The organism is Sphingorhabdus profundilacus (assembly GCF_009769755.1).
GTDB lineage: Bacteria > Pseudomonadota > Alphaproteobacteria > Sphingomonadales > Sphingomonadaceae > Sphingorhabdus_B > Sphingorhabdus_B profundilacus.
In genome coordinates, this window is record NZ_SDWJ01000001.1 from 1,161,618 (window position 1) to 1,179,123 (window position 17,506).

A 17,506-nucleotide genomic window follows, 5' to 3' on the forward strand; every position below is an offset into this window, starting at 1 on the left:
CGTGACGAAAGAAGGAGAATGGCTTTGGCGTCGACAGTCTGGATAAAAAAGGCATCGTTAACCGACACCCATATTCATGCGGACACGCTGCCTCCCTTGGGTGATGGGGAAGTTCGGCTGAAGATCGAAAGCTTCTCTGTCACGGCAAATAATATTACTTACGCGGTTATGGGTGACATGTTTGGGTATTGGAACTTCTTTCCGGCGGAGGGCGATTTTGGCATCGTCCCGATGTGGGGCCACGCTATCGTTGAAGATTCGCGCAACCCCGACGTCGCCATTGGCGAACGCATTTATGGCTATGTGCCGATGGGTACACATCTGGATGTGCTTCCGGGAAAAGTCAGCTTCGGCGGATTTACCGATATGGCCGCCCACCGCCAACCGATGAGTCCGGTCTACAATCAGTATAGCCGCCTGAACGCCGATCCGGAACATGACCCCGCCAAAGAAAATGAGCGAATGTTGTTTGGACCGCTTTTCAAAACCGGTTTTCTGATTGAGTCCATGTTCCGGCGCGAAAAATGGTTCGGCGCAAAAAATCTGACTATGACAAGCGCGTCGTCGAAAACTGCGATGGGTTTGGCGAGCGTGGCCAAAGACTTGTCCTTGGACATCAAGCGCATTGGCCTGACGTCCAAAGGCAATGTTGCATTTGTCGAAAAATGTGGTCTTTTTGATCAGATACTTGCCTATGAAGATATCGCGCAACTGCCGCAGGAGCCTTCGGTTTCGGTTGATTTTGCGGGTAACAGCCAATTGCTCCATGACATCCATGCCGTGCTTGGAAACCAGTTGAAATATAGCTGTCTGGTCGGCGCGACCCATGTCGAGGCGCGCGGCCTTGGCGGCGGCGGCGAAATGGCGGGGCCAAAACCAATCCTGTTTTTTGCGCCCGATCATGCTGTCGCTTCGATACAAGAACTGGGTCCCAAAGCTTTTGGTGAAGCAGTCGCCAAAAGCTGGAAAAGCTTTTTGGGCGCTGTCGACGGCGTCGTCGCTGTGGACAAGCGCCAAGGCCTCGACAATGCTGCAAAGAGCTTTGCCGAAACGCTCGAAGGACGGACCGACCCGCAAAAGGGAATCATTATTCATCCTTGATGCTTTTGCCGTGGTCGAAATTGTATTGCAGAAACCGCGCGCCCGCTCCGGGTGGATCCTGGGGCGGCCCAGCGAAGCATTGTGCGACCACCATCCATTGCTTTGCAATATCGCCACTGACCCGTAAATCAGTGTCCGCAATATTACGGCATTGGGTGACCACTTGGCAGAACTCAGTTGCGCTGCCTTCAATCAACCCGCTTTCCGAAGTTTCGCCATATTCCCAAAGCGCACCAGATGGTGCTTTCAGTTTCAAACGCGGCATAGACCCGGGCGGGTCCATCCGGCGGTTTTTCCAAGTCCAGCCCCATGTGTTTACGCCCAGACGTACAATGTTGCCGATCCGATCGCTGTCTTGGCGTTCAACACCCAAAACATCATAAATCGCTTGGCCATGGGCCCAGGTCTCCATCAGGCGCGCGGTAATGGAACTAAGCGCGCTCATTTCCGGACCGACCCATTTCAAACGCTGCTTGGGCTCTACCGCCGCAAAATGACTGGCCATGATCTTGGCTTGTCCAATCCAGTCCGCCCGCAATTGCTGTCCTGACAGCCCTCCAAGATAGGTCATCTCAAAATCGGGCAACCGTCCTCCCCGGACGCCCGCCGCCATGTTCTGCAAAAATTCGGTAAAGGCCGCTTCATCAACACAGGAGAGATCAGCAGCGATATTCCAGATATGTAAATGGCGTAGAATAGTGTTGATCGTCCAACCCTTGAATAAGGTAGGCGATTCAAATTCATCGTCGGAAAGCGGCTCAATCAGCGCGAAGAGCGCCGTGCTTTCGTCGTAAAAGTCCTGTGCCTGTTGCATATCGCCCCTAACCCATAAACCCGAACATATGACCGGCAACCTTACGCATCTGTATCTCTTCGGCGCCTTCGGTAATGCGATAGCGCCGGTGGTGGCGATAGATATGCTCAAACGGTTTGTGCCGTGAATAGCCAAGGCCGCCATGAACCTGCATGGCGAAATCTGCGGCATGGCAGACAAGACGATTGGCCTTGTAATTGCACATGCTGACCTTGTCAGACAAGCGGACGGCCACGTCCGGTTTGGACATCATGTCCATTTCGGCCGCTGTCTTATAGATCAACAGACGGAGCATTTCTGCATCAGTCTGAAGCTCCACAAGCGGAAACTGGATGCCCTGATTGACGGCAAGCGGCTTGCCAAAAGGCTTGCGCTCCCGCGCATATTTCACCGCCTCGTCGATACAATATTGCGCCGCGCCGAGGGACGACGCCGCCTGCCGAATGCGATTTTCATGTACGAAATGCTGCGCGACGGCGAGGCCATTGTCCAATTCCCCCAACATTGCGCTTTCAGGAACCCATACATCGGTATATTTCACCTTCGGGTGATCGGTGGGCATGTTGAATGTCCACAGATATTCGCCAATTTCAAACCCCGCGGCATCCGTTGGGACGACGAAACAGGTAATGCCACGTGCCTTGCCATTATCGCCATTTGTGCGGGCAAATGTCATTACATGCGAGGTATAAGGCAAGCCGGTGGTCCACATCTTGTTGCCGTTTATACAATAGCCGGCCACGCCATCTCGTACTTCCGGCACTGCCCGCGTGTCCATATGCGTGGCATCGCTGCCATGATGCTCTTCGGTCAGACCGAAGCTCCACCCCATTTTGCCTTCAAGCATAAGCGGGATAAAATCGCGCCTTTGTTGCTCTGTTCCGAAATCACGCAGCATCAGCACCTGAACCAGATTGCCGACAATGCTGCTCTCATTCTGCAAGTCATTGTGCAAACCTAGGCCTTTGTGCGCCAGATGATGCCGGATGACCGCCATCGCCAGATTGCTGCCGTCCTGCCCGCCATATTCTTTCGGAATGGCATAGCGATAATGGCCTGCCCGGTCCGCAACCTGCCGCATTTCGGCCAGCAACGCCCACCAATCGGCGCGTGGATGCCCGTCATTGTCCCAGTCGGTCCGGGCATGTTCGCGACGATGATCGAAAAAGCGGATATTGTCGTCGCGGTTTTCTATCGGCTTGATTTCGCGCTCGATAAATTCGTCGAGAGTGGTGAGATAGTCGGTGATTTCCTTTGGAATTGCGAATAACATTTTACTCTCTCCCTTGCCGCGAAAACCGCAGAAAATCAGGCAGATTTTCAGCCTCTCCGCTGGTTTTGCCATCCAATGAATCCAAACGATAGTGGGCGAGTTGACAGGGCATGCCCGGCTTTTCAAGAAGATTTAATTGCACGATTAAATCCAAAGCTCGATTGCCTTGGCGAGTGCCGAATATTTCGGCTGGTCTACCCGCAATTTCTGCAACGATTGTTGCTTTAACTGGGCAAGCAAACCAGGTGTCGCCAATGACTTTCGCCCAGCCAGCAGGTCGTCGGACAAGGTTTTGTCATATAATGTGGTTTGATGCTGAGATTCCCGCTGCAACATACCCAATGCATTTAGCGCGACCGAGGCCATGAACCGGTCTCTGCCCTGTGCCATTGGCTTGACCTCGTTTTCAATCCAACCTGCGATCGCTTCCAGCATTTCGAAAGCGGATGGTTCACCGGTGCGTCGGACTGCGGTGGTGGAAGGGATCATGACAGAGCCACGCTCTGCTGCGGGCGCGTCAAGTTCCAGAAGCAGCAACAGATCCACTTCGGTTTCCGAAGTACGCCTGCCAATCACTGCGCGCTCCAATCCGGTGTCTAGTCCATTGCGCCAAATATCGGCCATTTGAAGGCAACATATACCCCACCATAAAGTCGCGTAGACCAGCCACCAGCGGAAACGGTTCGGGTCGACGGCGACACCGCTGGCGGTTTCATATTCTGCCCAAAACACATCCAGTTGACCAAGGCCAAAAGCGGGGCGATCAATATGTCCAAAGCGCCAGCTGTTAATGCAGCCAAACGCGAGGTCCTGATGCCGGTCGCCCAAATGCGCGAGTTCCCAATCAAGCACCACCGCCAGTCCTCGCGCGTTGGCCATGATGTTGCCCATGCGGAAATCACCGTGCAGCAGCACCGGATTGACAGCGACCGGGCATTGATCGTCCAACCAACGCAACGCAAACGCCATGACCGGACGGTCACCGCCAAAAGCAAGAAACCGGGCCTTGAGTTCTGCCAGCAAACTTTCCCCGGTTGTAACAGGCAAATTCGGCAAAGCGTCTCTCGACACATTGTGGATCAGTGCCAGTTCGCGGGCAAAATCGGCAAGCAATGTCGGGGGCGGATCTGCCAGAATCCGGGTCGGATTAACCTCGGCATCGACGCGCCGCATCAGATAGCCCGTTCCCAAATCATCGCCGGAAACAATCTCCGCCACTATTTCAGGTGCCTTCACTCCGGCTGCAAAGGCAGCACGCACCACGGCGGCTTCGACATCATGGCCATAAACGCGCCCCACCATCAATTCAGCGGAAGGGGCGCGGCGCAGGACATAGCCTTGACCTGCATAATCAAAGGACCAGCTTTCCATATTGGCGCCGCCAGACAGACGACTGAGCTCGTCTATCGAACCGTTTCCGCCCAGTTTGCGCCTTACAAATCGAAGCAGTTTCGCCGCGAAAATCTCGGTCATCCCCCGCGCCCCTTCCAGTAAGCGAAGACTTTACTTTGCAGCTTGGCGATATGTGCCTGCGCCTGCGGACCGGTCCATTGGCCTTGATAATCGGTCCGGCCGGTCCACCAGCCCTGCCCCGGTAGTCCATCCCCCTCGCGGACCACCAACACCGCCAGCGCGGGCGCGCCTTCCTGTGCGGTCAGCATGTCGATCCGGTCGACCGTCTTGCAAACGGCGCGCATTTTTGGCCGGGTGAAGCGGAAACCGAGGGTGAGGAGCAATTCGGAGTAGCTGATCGCTCTGCCATCCCTCGCGCACTGTTCCAACAGGCCTTTGATCCGCGCAACATCGTGCAGCGCGGAAAGATCGGCCGCCGGATCGCTCAGAAAATCTTCAAGAACGGCGTCCAATTATCCTCCTATGAATAGGTCTTGGCCATTTGCCCCATGATGTCGTGAAAATCGGCGATGACCTCGTCGATGATCTGCTTGGCAGGTTTAACCTCGTCAATGCGTCCGGCCACCTGCCCCGACAGGGCAATAGCCGCCTCCATATCCCCACCGAAATAAAGGTCGAGAACCCCACGCATTTCGCCCATGATATTGTCCGTCGGCTCCAGATCGAGCTTCGTCGTCCGCTCGGTCCGCAGCGCGCGCAGCGCCGGGCCGGGGCCGTGCCGGTTCAGGAACAGCGTATCGGTTTCCTTGGCGGTAATGATGGCGTCCTTCCAATTTTGGTGCACTGGTGATTCCGCCGCGCTGACCATCCGGGTGCCCATCTGGATAGCTTCAGCCCCCAAGGCAAAGGCCGCCGCCATCGTCCGTCCACATACCATGCCACCGGCGGCGATAATCGGGACGTCGACCTTGCTGCGGATCAGCGGCAGCAAGACCATCAATGCGACGTCTCGCGGGTTTTTGAACCCGCCGCCTTCGCCGCCTTCAACCACCAGACCATCGACGCCAGCGTCAATCGCTTTCAAAGCACCCGCCAGCGTCGGGACGACATGGAACACCGTCAAGCCCGCCGCTTTCAACGGGCCGCAATATTTGTTCGGGTCACCTGCCGACGTCGCCACGAATTTCACGCCCTGATCGACTACGAAGTCTACGATGCCCGGGTCGCGGACAAAGGCTTGGGCGATGTTGACGCCAAAGGGTTTATCGGTCAGTTCCCGCATCTTGACGATTTCGGCGCGCACCTCCTCCAGTTGGCCGGACGAGGTTTCGATTATCCCCAAACCGCCCGCATTCGACACCGCCGATGCCAATTGGGCGCGGGCGATCCAGCCCATCGGGGCTTGAACAATGGGATATTCAACGCCCAATAACTGAGTAATGCGGTTACTGATCTTGGTAATGGCCGCTCTCCTGCCAGATTATAAAATAATCAATATTTTCAAGACACTATCTTAATATGGGATTCTTTTGTTAATTCGGCTGAAGCTTGCACGCCCAATCCGTTGAACATTGCATCGACGATATGGGCCAGTTTTTCGACCCTCAATTTGCCGGTTCCGATATAGATGATGGACTCAGGATTCGTGTAACAATGTATCATTTGATTGATGAGCGACACCGTCTCGTCAATCGACAGACCCTGAAAATAGCCTTGCTCCATCGCCTCGGCCACGATCAACGATAGATAATGGTCGCCAAGGTCGACATAGCCGCGCACGACTTCGAAATGTTGCTGGCCGATTTCGAGGTAGCTTTTCAGCAGGTCAGGCTCCGCCTCATATTTTTGGACCATCACCAAGAACCGCCGCGCAAAAAATTCATACATTTTATTACGCACCGGTAAGTCGGATTCAGTTACCTCGACCATGATCTTGCTCTTGTCTTCAAAGAACCGTTCCGCCACCGCCTCCAGCAAAGCCTCTTTGTTTTCGAAAAAGCGGTAGAGGTTGGACGGCGACATTCCCGCCGCAGCGGCAAGGTCAGTCATGGAAATATCGACTGCACCGCGTTTTCGAACAAGATCATCGACGACGGTCAGCAACTCGGCTCTTCCAGCCTCTATATCAGTTTGGGGGCGGGCCATGGGGGGGGTTCCTGTATTATATGTGCACAACAGTTTTGTGATATATGGCGAATATCTTCAATCTTCAATGCCGTCGAACGCAAATCGACCCTGCCCTGCCGCATCGTCGACATCGCCAGAATCGCCAACCAGTCCGGACAAGGTCAAACCCAGCAACCTTATCCCCATTTCCGCCGGCAATATCTGGTCCAGCAAGGCATGGCCCAATTGCGTGAACTCGGCCCGGTCGGCCAATAGATGCCCTAAAGTCCGCGACCGGGTGACCGTGCGGAAATCCGAATAGCGCGCCTTCAGCACCAATGTCTTGCCCTTGGCCTGATAACGTTCGATCCGGTCCCACACGATGTCGATAATCTCGTCCAGCGCCTCGCGCAGTTCATCCTCGCTGCGTTTGTCGTCAAAATAAGTCAGCTCCCCGCCTAAGGATTTACGCACGCTATTGGCGTTGACCGGCCGGTCATCAATCCCGCGCGCCGCCTTGAACAAATAGCTGCCCCAACTGCCGAAATGATGCGCCAGCCAGGCCTCGTCCTTCTGCGCGAGGTCGGCGCCGGTATGTACGCCGAGTTTCGCCATCTTCTCCGCCGTGCGTGGCCCTACGCCATGAAAGCGCCGCACCGGTAAACTTGCGACAAATTCCGCGCCCTGTTCAGGCAAAATGACGCACAATCCATCGGGCTTGTTCTGGTCACTGGCCAGCTTGGCGATAAATTTGTTATAGCTGACCCCCGCGCTCGCCGTCAGTCCGGTCTCGGCGCGGATCGCGGCACGGATCGCCTTGGCTATCTTGACAGCAGAGCCAATGCCCTGTCTGTCCTGCGTCACATCGAGATAGGCCTCATCGAGCGACAGCGGCTGGATAAGGTCGGTGTGCCGGGCAAAGATATCGCGGATCTGCCGCGATACTGCGCGATAGGCTTCAAAGCGGGGTTTTACAAAAATCAGGTCAGGACATTGCCGCTGCGCCGTAATCGAGGGCATGGCCGAACGGACACCAAAGGCCCGCGCCTCATAACTCGCCGCCGCCACCACGCCCCGTTTGGACGACCCGCCGACCGCAACGGGCTTGCCCCGCAATTCCGGATTGTCCCGCTGCTCCACGCTCGCAAAAAAGGCATCCATATCGACATGGATGATCTTGCGGACAGGCGGCGGGGCGTCGTGTTTGGGCACTAGGGTGGATTATGGGGATGTTATGGGGATTGCTATGGAAAATCGCCTGCGGGATTTTTGGCCTGAAGTTTTTTAGCTAGAAGGAAGAACGCCTAACACTCAATCTCCGCCCGCAAAGCCTTCCGGTCCAGCTTCCCAATCATCGTCTTGGGCAAAGCCTCCCGAACCACAACGGCCTGCACCCGCTCATGCTTGCCCAATTGCGGGTTCAGCCATGTCATCAGCGCCGCGCCATCTTCCGTGGCACCGTCTTGCAGTGTCACGAAGGCGCGCGGCATTTCGCCGTGATAGGCGTCGGGTACGCCGATCACGAGTGCCTCTTTCACCGCGGGATGCTTGTAGAGCACATCTTCGACCTGGCTGGGAAAAACCTTGAACCCGCCGACCGCGATCATGTCTTTCAGGCGGTCGACAATATGGATGAAGCCGTCCTCGTCAATCGTCGCCACATCGCCGGTACGCAGATATTTGCCGACGAACACTTCGGCATCGGCATCGGGCCGTTTCCAATAGCCGCACATGACCTGTGGCCCTGCAAAGACCAACTCGCCCGGCTCGCCTTCGGGGGCGGGCTTGGTGGGGTCTTCCTTGTCGAGCAGTTTGACATCAGTGCCCGGAATAGGCTGGCCGATACTGCCTAATTTGTTCAGCCCTTCATAGGGGTTACACGAGACCACACCGGAGCTTTCGGTCAGGCCATAGCCTTCGATTACGACGGCACCGCTGCGTTCTTCAAAGCGCGCCTTCAACTCGGCGGCCAAAGGTGCGCCGCCGGAAATGCAGGCGCGCAGGCTGGTGAAATTGGTTTTTGCGATATCGGGGCAGTCAAGCAACGCCTGATACATGGTCGGCACGCCGGGAAGCGATGTCACATGGGTCCGGTTCACCGCCGCCAGCGCCGCCTTCGCTTCAAAGCGTGGCAGCATGACGATTTCGCCGCCATTATAAATGGTCCGATTCAAAACAGTCGCGTTGGCGAACACATGGAAAAATGGCAATACACCCAATATGCGGTCGGGTGCCGGATTGTCCGGCATGTTGATCCGGCTGTGCGGGTCCAGCATATTGATCTGACGTGCATTGGCGGTGATATTCTGGTGGCTCAGCATCGCCCCTTTGGGCACGCCCGTGGTGCCGCCCGTATATTGCAACTGGGCAATGTCTTTTTCAGGGTCGCAGCTTTGGACGCTGTAATCCCCTTCATTGTTGGTAAGCGCTGCATAGGTGGTGATGCGGCTATCGGCCGGAATGGCGACGACATCCTTGCGCTTGAACAGGCGATAGGCAAAGCTTTTGGCCCGTGGCAAGGCTTCGGCGATGCTACCCACCACCAGTTCCTTCAGGCTGCTATTGTCCAAAACCTTGATGGCGGTCGGCAAAAGCGCCGCCGCCGATACGGTGAACAGGATCGAAGTCCCGCTGTCGGCCACCTGATGCGCCAGCTCGTCCACCGAATAGAGCGGAGAAAAATTGACCACCGTCGCCCCGGCGGCAAGTGCGCCATAATAAGCGGCGATATAATGCGGCACATTGGGCAGGAACAGGCCAATATGATCGCCCTTCCCTATCCCCTTGTCCTGCAGGCCCTTGGCCACGCGCCGTACGCTTTCGGCCATTTCGGCATAGCTATATTTGCGGCCCATAAAGTCCGCCAAAGCGGCCGTGCCCCTGCGCTCTGCCGATTGGAAAAACATATCGTGCATGGCCAGCGGTGCAAAATGCTGGTCCCATTTGGTCGGGTGGAGATAATGGCTTTGCCAGATGCTGTTTGTCATATTGCCACGATGCGATATTATTTTGAACTATACCAGCCCACGCCGTCACGGACCTCGACTGTGGCGCGGCCGGCGCGTTCAAGATACCGCAGATGCGCCATCGCCTCACCTGTAGCAAGGCCATACATGCTGTCATCAATCGGCCGCCCGAACAACAGGCCAAACGTATCTACGCCGCGCATTTCCTTGGTTCGAAGCGCCGCCTCCAACCGGTCAAGCTGCTCATGATGGCCTGCCGCCAATCGGTCCAGACGAGTGTGGATGCCATTGAACGGAAAGCCATGGGCGGGCAGCACCAGCATATCTGCGGGCAAGGCCGCCCGGAATTTCGCAATCGACGCCAACCATTCGGCCAAGGGGTCTGCATCCGGTTCGCTATCCATGATCGACACATTTGATGTGATGCGCGGTAAAATCTGGTCGCCTGCGATAATCACCCCATTGCGGTGATCGACCATACAGGCGTGCTCTGGCGTGTGCCCTCCGCCTGTCAAGATGTGCCAGTCGCGATGTCCGACCCGCACTGTTGCGCCGTCGTCCAGCCGATGATGCCCGCTGGGTAAACGCGAAACCGCCCGGGCAAAATTGCCCCAACCGCCCTTTCGCATCTTGTCCAGCCGTTCGTCATCATAGCCGTATAATTTCCGGCGCCTCAAAATATCTTCGGGTGGATGTTCCAGTTGTTCGTTGACCAGCAACCGCGTCAACAACCATTCGGTGCGGTTCATCCACACCGGAACCTTGAATTTATTGGCCAACCAGCCCGCGCATCCGACATGGTCGGGGTGGAAATGGGTTACAAAAATCCGCGTAAGTTGCCGTTGCGACAACGGCCCTGCAAACATCGATTTCCAGTAATCGACCACATCGGGAAGGAACAGGCCGGTATCGGCAATCGCATAACCATTGCCCTGCGGCGCATCATCATCAAGCAGCCACAGATTGATATGCGACAAATTCCCCGGAACCGGCATCCGCGTCCAGCCAAGGTCAGGCGCAAGCTGATAGATTTCGCCATATTGCGGGGCATGGTCGCCCAGGGGATAGGTCAATCCCTTGAGTTCCTTCGCTTCAAAGCCGTGGTCGGCGAGCGAAGCATCATATGCGGGGGGTGTTTTGGGTGCCATTGCATAGCCGTGCCTTAATCACGCGGTTAAGGCAATGCTGACGTTAGGGAAGGTTCGAAGAGACAAGCATCAATTTTAAGCAGCCGTCACCCTGAACTTGTTTCAGGGTCTATTGGTAAGCCCTCACCCGACCTGTAGTGACAAGCCATGCTGCGACGCGAGGTTGCTCTTAGCTCATACCGACGGAGCCGCTGCACGATGGACCCTGAAACAAGTTCAGGGTGACGGTGGAGGGAGCGGAGGGTGACGGTAGAGGGAGCGGGGGTGACGGTGGAGGGAGCGGGGGTGACGGTGGAGGGAGCGGGGGTGACGGTAGATGGGGCTTCAGGGTGAAGGTGGGTAGGGGTCGAACAAATACACCAAATTGCCGATCAACTTTTTTTGTGCTATCAATAAATACAAATGAGTACAATGGAGCACAAATTGACCGAAACCGCACCCACATCGACTATGACGATACGCGTGACTCCTGAAACGAAGGCGCAATTAGGCCGACTGGCTCAGGCTACTAAGCGAAGCCGCGCTTTTCTGGCAGGCGAAGCTGTCGCGCATTATGTCGCGCGAGAAGTGGCTATTGTCGAAGGAATCAAACGTGGGCTCAACGACATAAATACAGGAAATTTGGTTCCCAACGATATAGCTATGGAAGAATTATCTGCTGTAATTACAGATATATCTGCTAGCGGACGTGGATGAGACGGGCGGTCTTTTGGTCACGAGATGCGCTTGATGATCTCAAACAACATCTCGGTTACATTGCGGCTGAAAATCCCGATGCCGCACATAAAATCGTTGATACGCTCCGCAAGACGGGCGATGCTTTGTCAGACTTTGCAACCGGGCGACCAGGCCGGGTCAGCGGTACATATGAAAAATCAGTAAGCCGCTTGCCCTATATCATTGCCTATGCGTTAATCCTGAATCAAGGACGCGAAATAGTCGCGATTTTGCGCGTAATTCATACGTCAAGAAACTGGGATGAAGAAAACTGGCCGTCTTGACTCTTTAACCGATAATATTGGAGATGATTTGCTTATGGCCGAGGTTTACTCGCCCGTTTTCTTGAACAATGTATCCGCGGTCAGCTCCGGCTTTGCGACTTCGTCTTCCTCACCGTTCAATGCGGCTTCTGCCTTGCGGGCGGCCTCAGTGCGTTCGGCGCGAAGTTCTTCGATCAAGGCTTCGCGGTCGGTGCCGAGACGCGCGTCATCGGCGGCGCTATTGTCGATGCCGGCCTTTTTCGCGGCGCGGGTCACGATGGCGTCGAGTTCACGTTGCGATGTCAGGCCCAGAGTGACTGGATCCTTTGGCTGGATTTCAGCGATGTTCCAGTGGCTGCGTTCACGAATGGCGGCAATCGTGTTGCGGGTGGTGCCGATCAATTTGCAAATCGCGCCATCGGAAATCTCAGGGTGGTTCCGCAGCAACCAGGCAATGCCATCGGGCTTGTCCTGACGCTTTGACACCGGCGTATAGCGCGGGCCTTTGGTGCGGCGGACCTGATCGGGACCTTTCGACATTTTCAGGACATAGTCTTCGTCGGCCTGTCCCTTTTCAATTTCGTCCATCGACAGTTCGCCAGCGTGCACAGGGTCACGGCCGGTATATTTGGAGCCGGTCATATCGTCCGCCATGGCCTGTACTTCCAAAATGTGGATCCCGCAAAACTCGGCGATTTGCGAGAAGCTGAGCGCGGTATTGTCGACCAGCCAGGCGGCGGTCGCGTGCTGCATCAAGGGGGTGGCCATTTTTATTGCTCCAATAATAAGGGCCGCACCTTGCGGCGCGGCCTGAATATGTTGTCGAAGACATTAGGCCAAGTTCGCGCAATCGGCAAGCCGCAATCCGCGATGGCACTTGCGCCGGGAACAACTCGGGTGCATTCATTCTGAAAAAGCGGGAGAAACTTATGAAACGGCTGTTGAAATGGTTCGGGATTTTGGTCGTGCTCGCAATTGCGGGGCTGTTTCTGTGGGGCTATGCGCCCGACACCGATGCGGCGGCGATGAAGGCCAAATATGGCGGTGGCGCGTCCCAATTTGCCGAATTGCAACCCGGCCTGACGGTCCATTTCCGTGATGAAGGCAAGCGCGACGGGCGCGCTATCGTCCTGATCCACGGCTCCAACGCCTCGCTTCATACATGGCAACCTTGGGTGAAGATTTTAGGCGCGGATTATCGCATCATCACGCTCGACCTACCGGGGCATGGCCTGACCGGCGCGCATCCCGGCGGCGTGTATGACTATCCCGTTTTTGTCGACGTCGTTGACCGGTTGATGACCCGTCTAAAGGTCAAATCTGCAGTGATTGGCGGCAATTCCATGGGTGGCGGTACCGCGTGGATGTTTGCCCTCGCCCATCCTGAAAAAACCGACGCGATGCTGTTGATCGACGCCGCGGGGGCGCCGCAATGGCAGGCGCGCAAGATACCCATCGGGTTCCGTCTGGCGCGAATGCCGGTGGTCAAGGAACTGACCCGCTTCATCGCCCCGCGCAGCATGTTTGAATCGAGCATCAAGACATCGATGTCGGTACAATCCAAAATCGACGATGCGCTGATCGACCGCTATTGGGAACTGAACCGCTACCCGGGCAATCGCGAAGCGACGATGAAGCGCTTTGCCCTGCCGCACAACAACCATCAGGCGTCGAAACAGGGACTGGCGGCCATCAAGGTGCCGGTGATGATTATGTGGGGTGAAGAGGATAATCTGATTCCGGTCAGTTCGGCGCACTGGTTCGCTGATGCCTTACCCGAAGCCAAGCTCGTCATCTATCCCAAGGTCGGGCACATCCCGATGGAAGAAGTGCCGGAACAAAGCGCGGCAGATGTGCAAGCCTGGCTCGGCGGCATTACCGAAGGTTAAACCGCGAGCACAATCTTGCCGACATGATCGCCCGATTCCATGTGCGCGTGGGCGTCGGCAGCGTCGGTCAGCGCGAAAATCCGGTCCATTTCCGGACGCAGCCGCCCTTCGGCGACCATAGGCCAGACATTGGCAAGAATTTCCTGCGCGAGCAGCCCCTTGAACTGCGCCGAACGCGGTCGCAAGGTTGATCCAGTCAGTGTCAGGCGGCGCACCATAATCTGTGCAATGTTGATTTCGGCAACCATCCCGCCTTGCACCGCGATGGTCACATGACGGCCATCGTCGCGCAGGCATTGCAAGTTGCGCGCGACATAGCTGCCGGCGACCATGTCCAGCACGATATGAACGCCCTGCCCGTCGGTCAGTCGCTTGACCTCATCAACAAAATCGGTGTCGTTATAATTGATCGCCTGATCGGCACCCAACGCCTTGGCAGAATTGCATTTTTCGTCCGAACCACAGGTTACAATAACATCCAGCCCGAACAATTTACCCAATTTGATCGCCATTGTACCAATGCCGCTGGTGCCACCATGGATCAGGATCATTTCGCCATCGCGGGCATAGCCGCGTTCAAACACATTGTGCCAGACGGTGAACAGAGTTTCAGGCATCGCCGCAGCCTGTGCCATGTCGAGTGATACAGGAACAGGCAGGCATTGGTCAAACCGCGCAAGGCAATATTCGGCATAGCCGCCACCTGAAACCAGCGCGCAATATCGCCCGCCGATTTCGGCCCCACCGACGCCATCGCCAACAGCAACAATAGTTCCCGACACTTCAAGGCCGGGCAAGTCGCTGGCGCCCGGCGGGGGTGGATAAAGACCCTTGCGCTGGATGACATCGGGCCGGTTTACACCAGCATAAGCGACCTTCAGCAGGACCTCCCTCTCACCCGGCGCAGGCACAGGACGCTGACAGGGTGTAAGCACTTCGGGGCCGCCCGGCGCGGAAATCTCCATCGCCATCATCATCTGTGGCAATTCTGCCATGCCGACCCCCCAAAATTGCGCCCGTTACAGCGGGAACTTATTGACAGCAACCTCGGTCCAGTCAACACTACAAAATATGCAAAGCGACGAGAATTTACCCCTCCGCCGTGATGATCCTCTGACATTGCTGGTCAGGCAGGATCTGGACCCTCTGTCGGTTAACGAGCTGGAAGCCCGCATCGCAACCCTGAAATCCGAAATCACCCGTTGCGAAGGCAAAATCGCCTTTGCCACCCGCCATCGCAGCGCCGCCGATGCGTTGTTCAGGAAATGAAAGATCAGCGAAAAGAATGAATTTTTCACGCATTTGCCGTTATCTTCTTCGAGGCGGTTGAAAGCGCAAAAGCCGGAACCGATATAGAGAATTAGAAATTCAGCGACCCCAGTTTAAGGAACAACGCCATGCCATCATTTGCGGAATCGCTGGAAGCCACGCTTCACAACGCGCTCAAGCACGCCGGTGACCGCGCGCATGAATATGCGACGCTGGAACATCTTCTGCTTGCGCTGATCGACGATGCCGATGCCGCCAAGGTGATGCAGGCCTGCGGCGTTGATTTGGGCGAATTGTCCGATGTTGTGATGACCTATCTCGATAGCGAACTGGAAAGCCTGCGCGTCGATGGCAAGGTCGACCCGTCACCGACCAGTGGATTCCAGCGCGTTGTCCAGCGCGCCATTCTGCATGTGCAAAGTTCCGGCAAGGATGTCGTAACCGGCGCAAATGTGCTGGTTGCGCTGTTTTCCGAACGGGAAAGCTATGCCGTTTATTTCCTGCAGCAACAGGATATGAGCCGCCTCGACGCGGTATCCTATATCAGCCATGGCATAGGCAAAGATGGCAAGCTGGCCGAACCGCGCCAAATTCAGGGCAGCGAACAAAAAAGTGAAGAGCCAGAGGACACCAAGTCGAAAAAGGAAAAGAAAGAAGGCGCGCTCGACCAGTTCACCGTCAATCTGAACGAAAAGGCCAAGCAGGGCCGCATCGACCCGTTGATCGGCCGTAGTGCAGAGGTTGACCGCACCGTGCAGATCCTGTGCCGCCGGTCGAAGAACAATCCGCTTTATGTGGGCGAACCCGGCGTTGGCAAAACCGCCATTGCCGAGGGACTTGCACGGCGTATCGTCGAAAAGCAGGTTCCAGAAGTGCTGTTGCCCGCCGTCATCTACTCGCTCGACATGGGCGCGTTGCTGGCAGGTACGCGCTATCGCGGCGACTTTGAAGAACGGTTGAAGGCCGTTGTATCGGAGCTTGAAAAGCTACCCGACGCGATCCTGTTCATCGATGAAATCCACACCGTTATCGGCGCTGGCGCGACCAGCGGTGGCGCGATGGATGCGTCGAACCTTTTGAAACCGGCCCTTTCAGGCGGCACCATCCGCTGCATCGGGTCGACGACCTACAAGGAATTCCGCAACCATTTCGAAAAGGACCGCGCCCTGTTGCGCCGGTTCCAGAAAATTGACGTCAACGAACCAACAATCGAAGACACGATCAAAATTCTCGCCGGATTACGCAGCGCGTTTGAAGAACATCACAAGGTCAAATACACGCCCGACGCGCTGAAGGCGGCGGTGGAACTGTCCGCGCGCTATATCAACGACCGCAAATTGCCGGACAAGGCCATCGACGTCATTGACGAAGTTGGCGCGATGCAGATGCTGGTCGCCCCGTCCAAACGGCGCAAGCTGATTACTGCACGCGAAATCGAAGCGGTCATTGCCACCATTGCACGTATCCCGCCGAAAAATGTATCGAGCGATGACAAGACGGCGCTGGGCTCGCTCGAAGCGGATCTGAAACGGGTCGTATTTGGACAGGACAAAGCCATTGAAATATTGGCAAGCGCGATCAAATTGTCGCGCGCCGGTTTGCGTGATGGCGACAAGCCGATTGGCAATTATCTGTTTTCCGGCCCCACCGGCGTCGGCAAAACCGAAGTTGCGCGGCAACTTGCCTCAATCATGGGAATCCCGCTCAAGCGTTTCGACATGAGCGAATATATGGAACGCCATTCGGTCTCGCGCCTGATCGGTGCGCCTCCGGGCTATGTCGGGTTCGATCAGGGCGGCCTGCTGACCGATGCGGTCGACCAGAACCCGCATTGCGTGCTGTTGCTCGATGAAATTGAAAAGGCCCATCCGGACCTGTTCAACATATTGCTGCAGGTGATGGATAATGGTCGCCTGACCGATCATCATGGCAAGACGGTCGATTTCCGCAATGTCATCCTGATCATGACGACAAATGCCGGTGCCAGCGATATGGCGAAGGAAGGCATCGGTTTCGGCAATAATATCAGCAAGGAAGATGCCGGCGACGAGGCGGTGAAGAAATTGTTCGCCCCTGAATTCCGCAACCGTCTGGATGCTCAGGTACCATTTGCTTATTTGCCGACCGAGGTTGTGGCACGCGTGGTCGACAAGTTCATTCTGCAACTTGAACTGCAACTGGCCGACCAGAATGTCCATATCAAGCTCGACGACGAGGCACGTGCCTGGTTGACCGAGCGCGGCTACGACAAGCTCTATGGCGCACGCCCGATGGGCCGCCTGATCCAGGAAAAGATCAAGCAGCCGTTGGCCGAGGAGCTATTGTTCGGCAAACTGGTGCATGGCGGCGAAGTGGCGGTCCATATGAAAGACGGCGCCCCAGTCTTCGAAATAACCCCCGCCCCGCCCAAAGCCGCCAAGCCCAAGGCACCCAAAAAGGCAACGGGTAAGGCCAGCAAGGCGGAGTGATGTGAGGAACAGGGATGGCCACTTCTTCCGGTGGCCACTCCTTAAAAACGTAGTTTCAGACCCTAAGCCGCTATAACATCCTTAGATTTCCTCGCCGCGCGGCGGCGGGCGAGCAGGCCGGCTGCGGCTGCGCCGAAGA

General features: G+C 56.2%; 17 protein-coding genes. 6 read left to right on the forward strand and 11 right to left on the reverse strand.

Annotated elements, in window-relative coordinates:
* The first annotated feature begins 18 nt into the window (after nt 1-18).
* Complete coding sequence (locus EUU23_RS05425) at nt 19-1,101, forward strand: DUF2855 family protein (protein ID WP_160353045.1); 1,083 nt, start codon at nt 19-21, stop codon at nt 1,099-1,101.
* On the opposite strand, the gene EUU23_RS05430 is transcribed toward EUU23_RS05425, so the two are convergent.
* From EUU23_RS05430 to EUU23_RS05470, 9 genes are all read right to left on the reverse strand, one after another.
* Nucleotides 1,088-1,915: a TIGR03084 family metal-binding protein gene (locus EUU23_RS05430; protein WP_160353046.1), complete on the reverse strand. Its 828-nt coding sequence runs from the start codon at nt 1,913-1,915 to the stop codon at nt 1,088-1,090. The genes EUU23_RS05425 and EUU23_RS05430 overlap by 14 nt on opposite strands.
* A 7-nt stretch (nt 1,916-1,922) precedes the next feature.
* A complete protein-coding gene (locus tag EUU23_RS05435; protein WP_160353557.1) occupies nt 1,923-3,188 on the reverse strand; it encodes an acyl-CoA dehydrogenase family protein in 1,266 nt (421 codons plus the stop codon).
* A gap of 144 nt (nt 3,189-3,332) precedes the next feature.
* Nucleotides 3,333-4,661, reverse strand: coding sequence for a phosphotransferase family protein (locus EUU23_RS05440; RefSeq protein ID WP_160353047.1), 1,329 nt, complete (start codon nt 4,659-4,661; stop codon nt 3,333-3,335).
* The gene (locus tag EUU23_RS05445; RefSeq protein ID WP_246156114.1) at nt 4,658-5,053 is read right to left on the reverse strand and encodes a ribose-phosphate pyrophosphokinase; all 396 of its coding nucleotides are present in this window, start codon (nt 5,051-5,053) and stop codon (nt 4,658-4,660) included. The genes EUU23_RS05440 and EUU23_RS05445 overlap by 4 nt, the downstream gene beginning before the upstream one ends.
* Nucleotides 5,054-5,061: 8 nt before the next feature.
* Nucleotides 5,062-6,003, reverse strand: coding sequence for a nitronate monooxygenase (locus EUU23_RS05450; protein WP_160353559.1), 942 nt, complete (start codon nt 6,001-6,003; stop codon nt 5,062-5,064).
* A 38-nt stretch (nt 6,004-6,041) separates the two neighbouring features.
* The gene (locus EUU23_RS05455) at nt 6,042-6,686 is read right to left on the reverse strand and encodes a TetR/AcrR family transcriptional regulator (RefSeq protein WP_160353048.1); all 645 of its coding nucleotides are present in this window, start codon (nt 6,684-6,686) and stop codon (nt 6,042-6,044) included.
* 57 nt (nt 6,687-6,743) lie between these two features.
* Nucleotides 6,744-7,859 (reverse strand): DNA polymerase IV, encoded by a 1,116-nt coding sequence (dinB, locus tag EUU23_RS05460; protein ID WP_343032682.1) that lies wholly within the window; start codon nt 7,857-7,859, stop codon nt 6,744-6,746.
* A 92-nt stretch (nt 7,860-7,951) separates the two neighbouring features.
* Entirely contained in the window at nt 7,952-9,634 is a 1,683-nt protein-coding gene (locus tag EUU23_RS05465) for a long-chain-fatty-acid--CoA ligase (protein WP_160353049.1), read from the reverse strand.
* 17 nt (nt 9,635-9,651) lie between these two features.
* The gene (locus tag EUU23_RS05470; protein ID WP_160353050.1) at nt 9,652-10,761 is read right to left on the reverse strand and encodes an MBL fold metallo-hydrolase; all 1,110 of its coding nucleotides are present in this window, start codon (nt 10,759-10,761) and stop codon (nt 9,652-9,654) included.
* Between the two features lie 423 nt (nt 10,762-11,184).
* Here EUU23_RS05470 and EUU23_RS05475 point away from each other — a divergent pair, with 423 nt between their 5' ends.
* Nucleotides 11,185-11,457 (forward strand): CopG family ribbon-helix-helix protein, encoded by a 273-nt coding sequence (locus EUU23_RS05475; protein WP_246156116.1) that lies wholly within the window; start codon nt 11,185-11,187, stop codon nt 11,455-11,457.
* A complete protein-coding gene (locus EUU23_RS05480) occupies nt 11,454-11,762 on the forward strand; it encodes a type II toxin-antitoxin system RelE/ParE family toxin (protein WP_160353051.1) in 309 nt (102 codons plus the stop codon). Before EUU23_RS05475 ends, EUU23_RS05480 begins: the two co-directional genes overlap by 4 nt.
* Nucleotides 11,763-11,807: 45 nt before the next feature.
* Here EUU23_RS05480 and EUU23_RS05485 read toward each other — a convergent pair whose 3' ends face one another.
* Nucleotides 11,808-12,509, reverse strand: a complete 702-nt coding sequence (locus tag EUU23_RS05485; protein WP_246156118.1) for a DUF1013 domain-containing protein — start codon at nt 12,507-12,509, stop codon at nt 11,808-11,810.
* A gap of 161 nt (nt 12,510-12,670) precedes the next feature.
* On the opposite strand from EUU23_RS05485, the gene EUU23_RS05490 reads away from it, so the two are divergent.
* Nucleotides 12,671-13,630, forward strand: a complete 960-nt coding sequence (locus tag EUU23_RS05490) for an alpha/beta fold hydrolase (RefSeq protein ID WP_160353052.1) — start codon at nt 12,671-12,673, stop codon at nt 13,628-13,630.
* Here EUU23_RS05490 and EUU23_RS05495 read toward each other — a convergent pair.
* A complete protein-coding gene (locus tag EUU23_RS05495; RefSeq protein ID WP_160353053.1) occupies nt 13,627-14,625 on the reverse strand; it encodes an NAD(P)H-quinone oxidoreductase in 999 nt (332 codons plus the stop codon). The two genes, EUU23_RS05490 and EUU23_RS05495, sit on opposite strands and share 4 nt — an antisense overlap.
* Before the next feature lie 76 nt (nt 14,626-14,701).
* Between EUU23_RS05495 and EUU23_RS05500 the strand changes: the two genes are divergently transcribed.
* Complete coding sequence (locus tag EUU23_RS05500) at nt 14,702-14,899, forward strand: DUF1192 domain-containing protein (protein WP_160353054.1); 198 nt, start codon at nt 14,702-14,704, stop codon at nt 14,897-14,899.
* A 128-nt stretch (nt 14,900-15,027) separates the two neighbouring features.
* Nucleotides 15,028-17,367, forward strand: coding sequence for an ATP-dependent Clp protease ATP-binding subunit ClpA (gene clpA / locus EUU23_RS05505; RefSeq protein ID WP_160353055.1), 2,340 nt, complete (start codon nt 15,028-15,030; stop codon nt 17,365-17,367).
* The last annotated feature ends 139 nt before the right edge of the window (nt 17,368-17,506 follow it).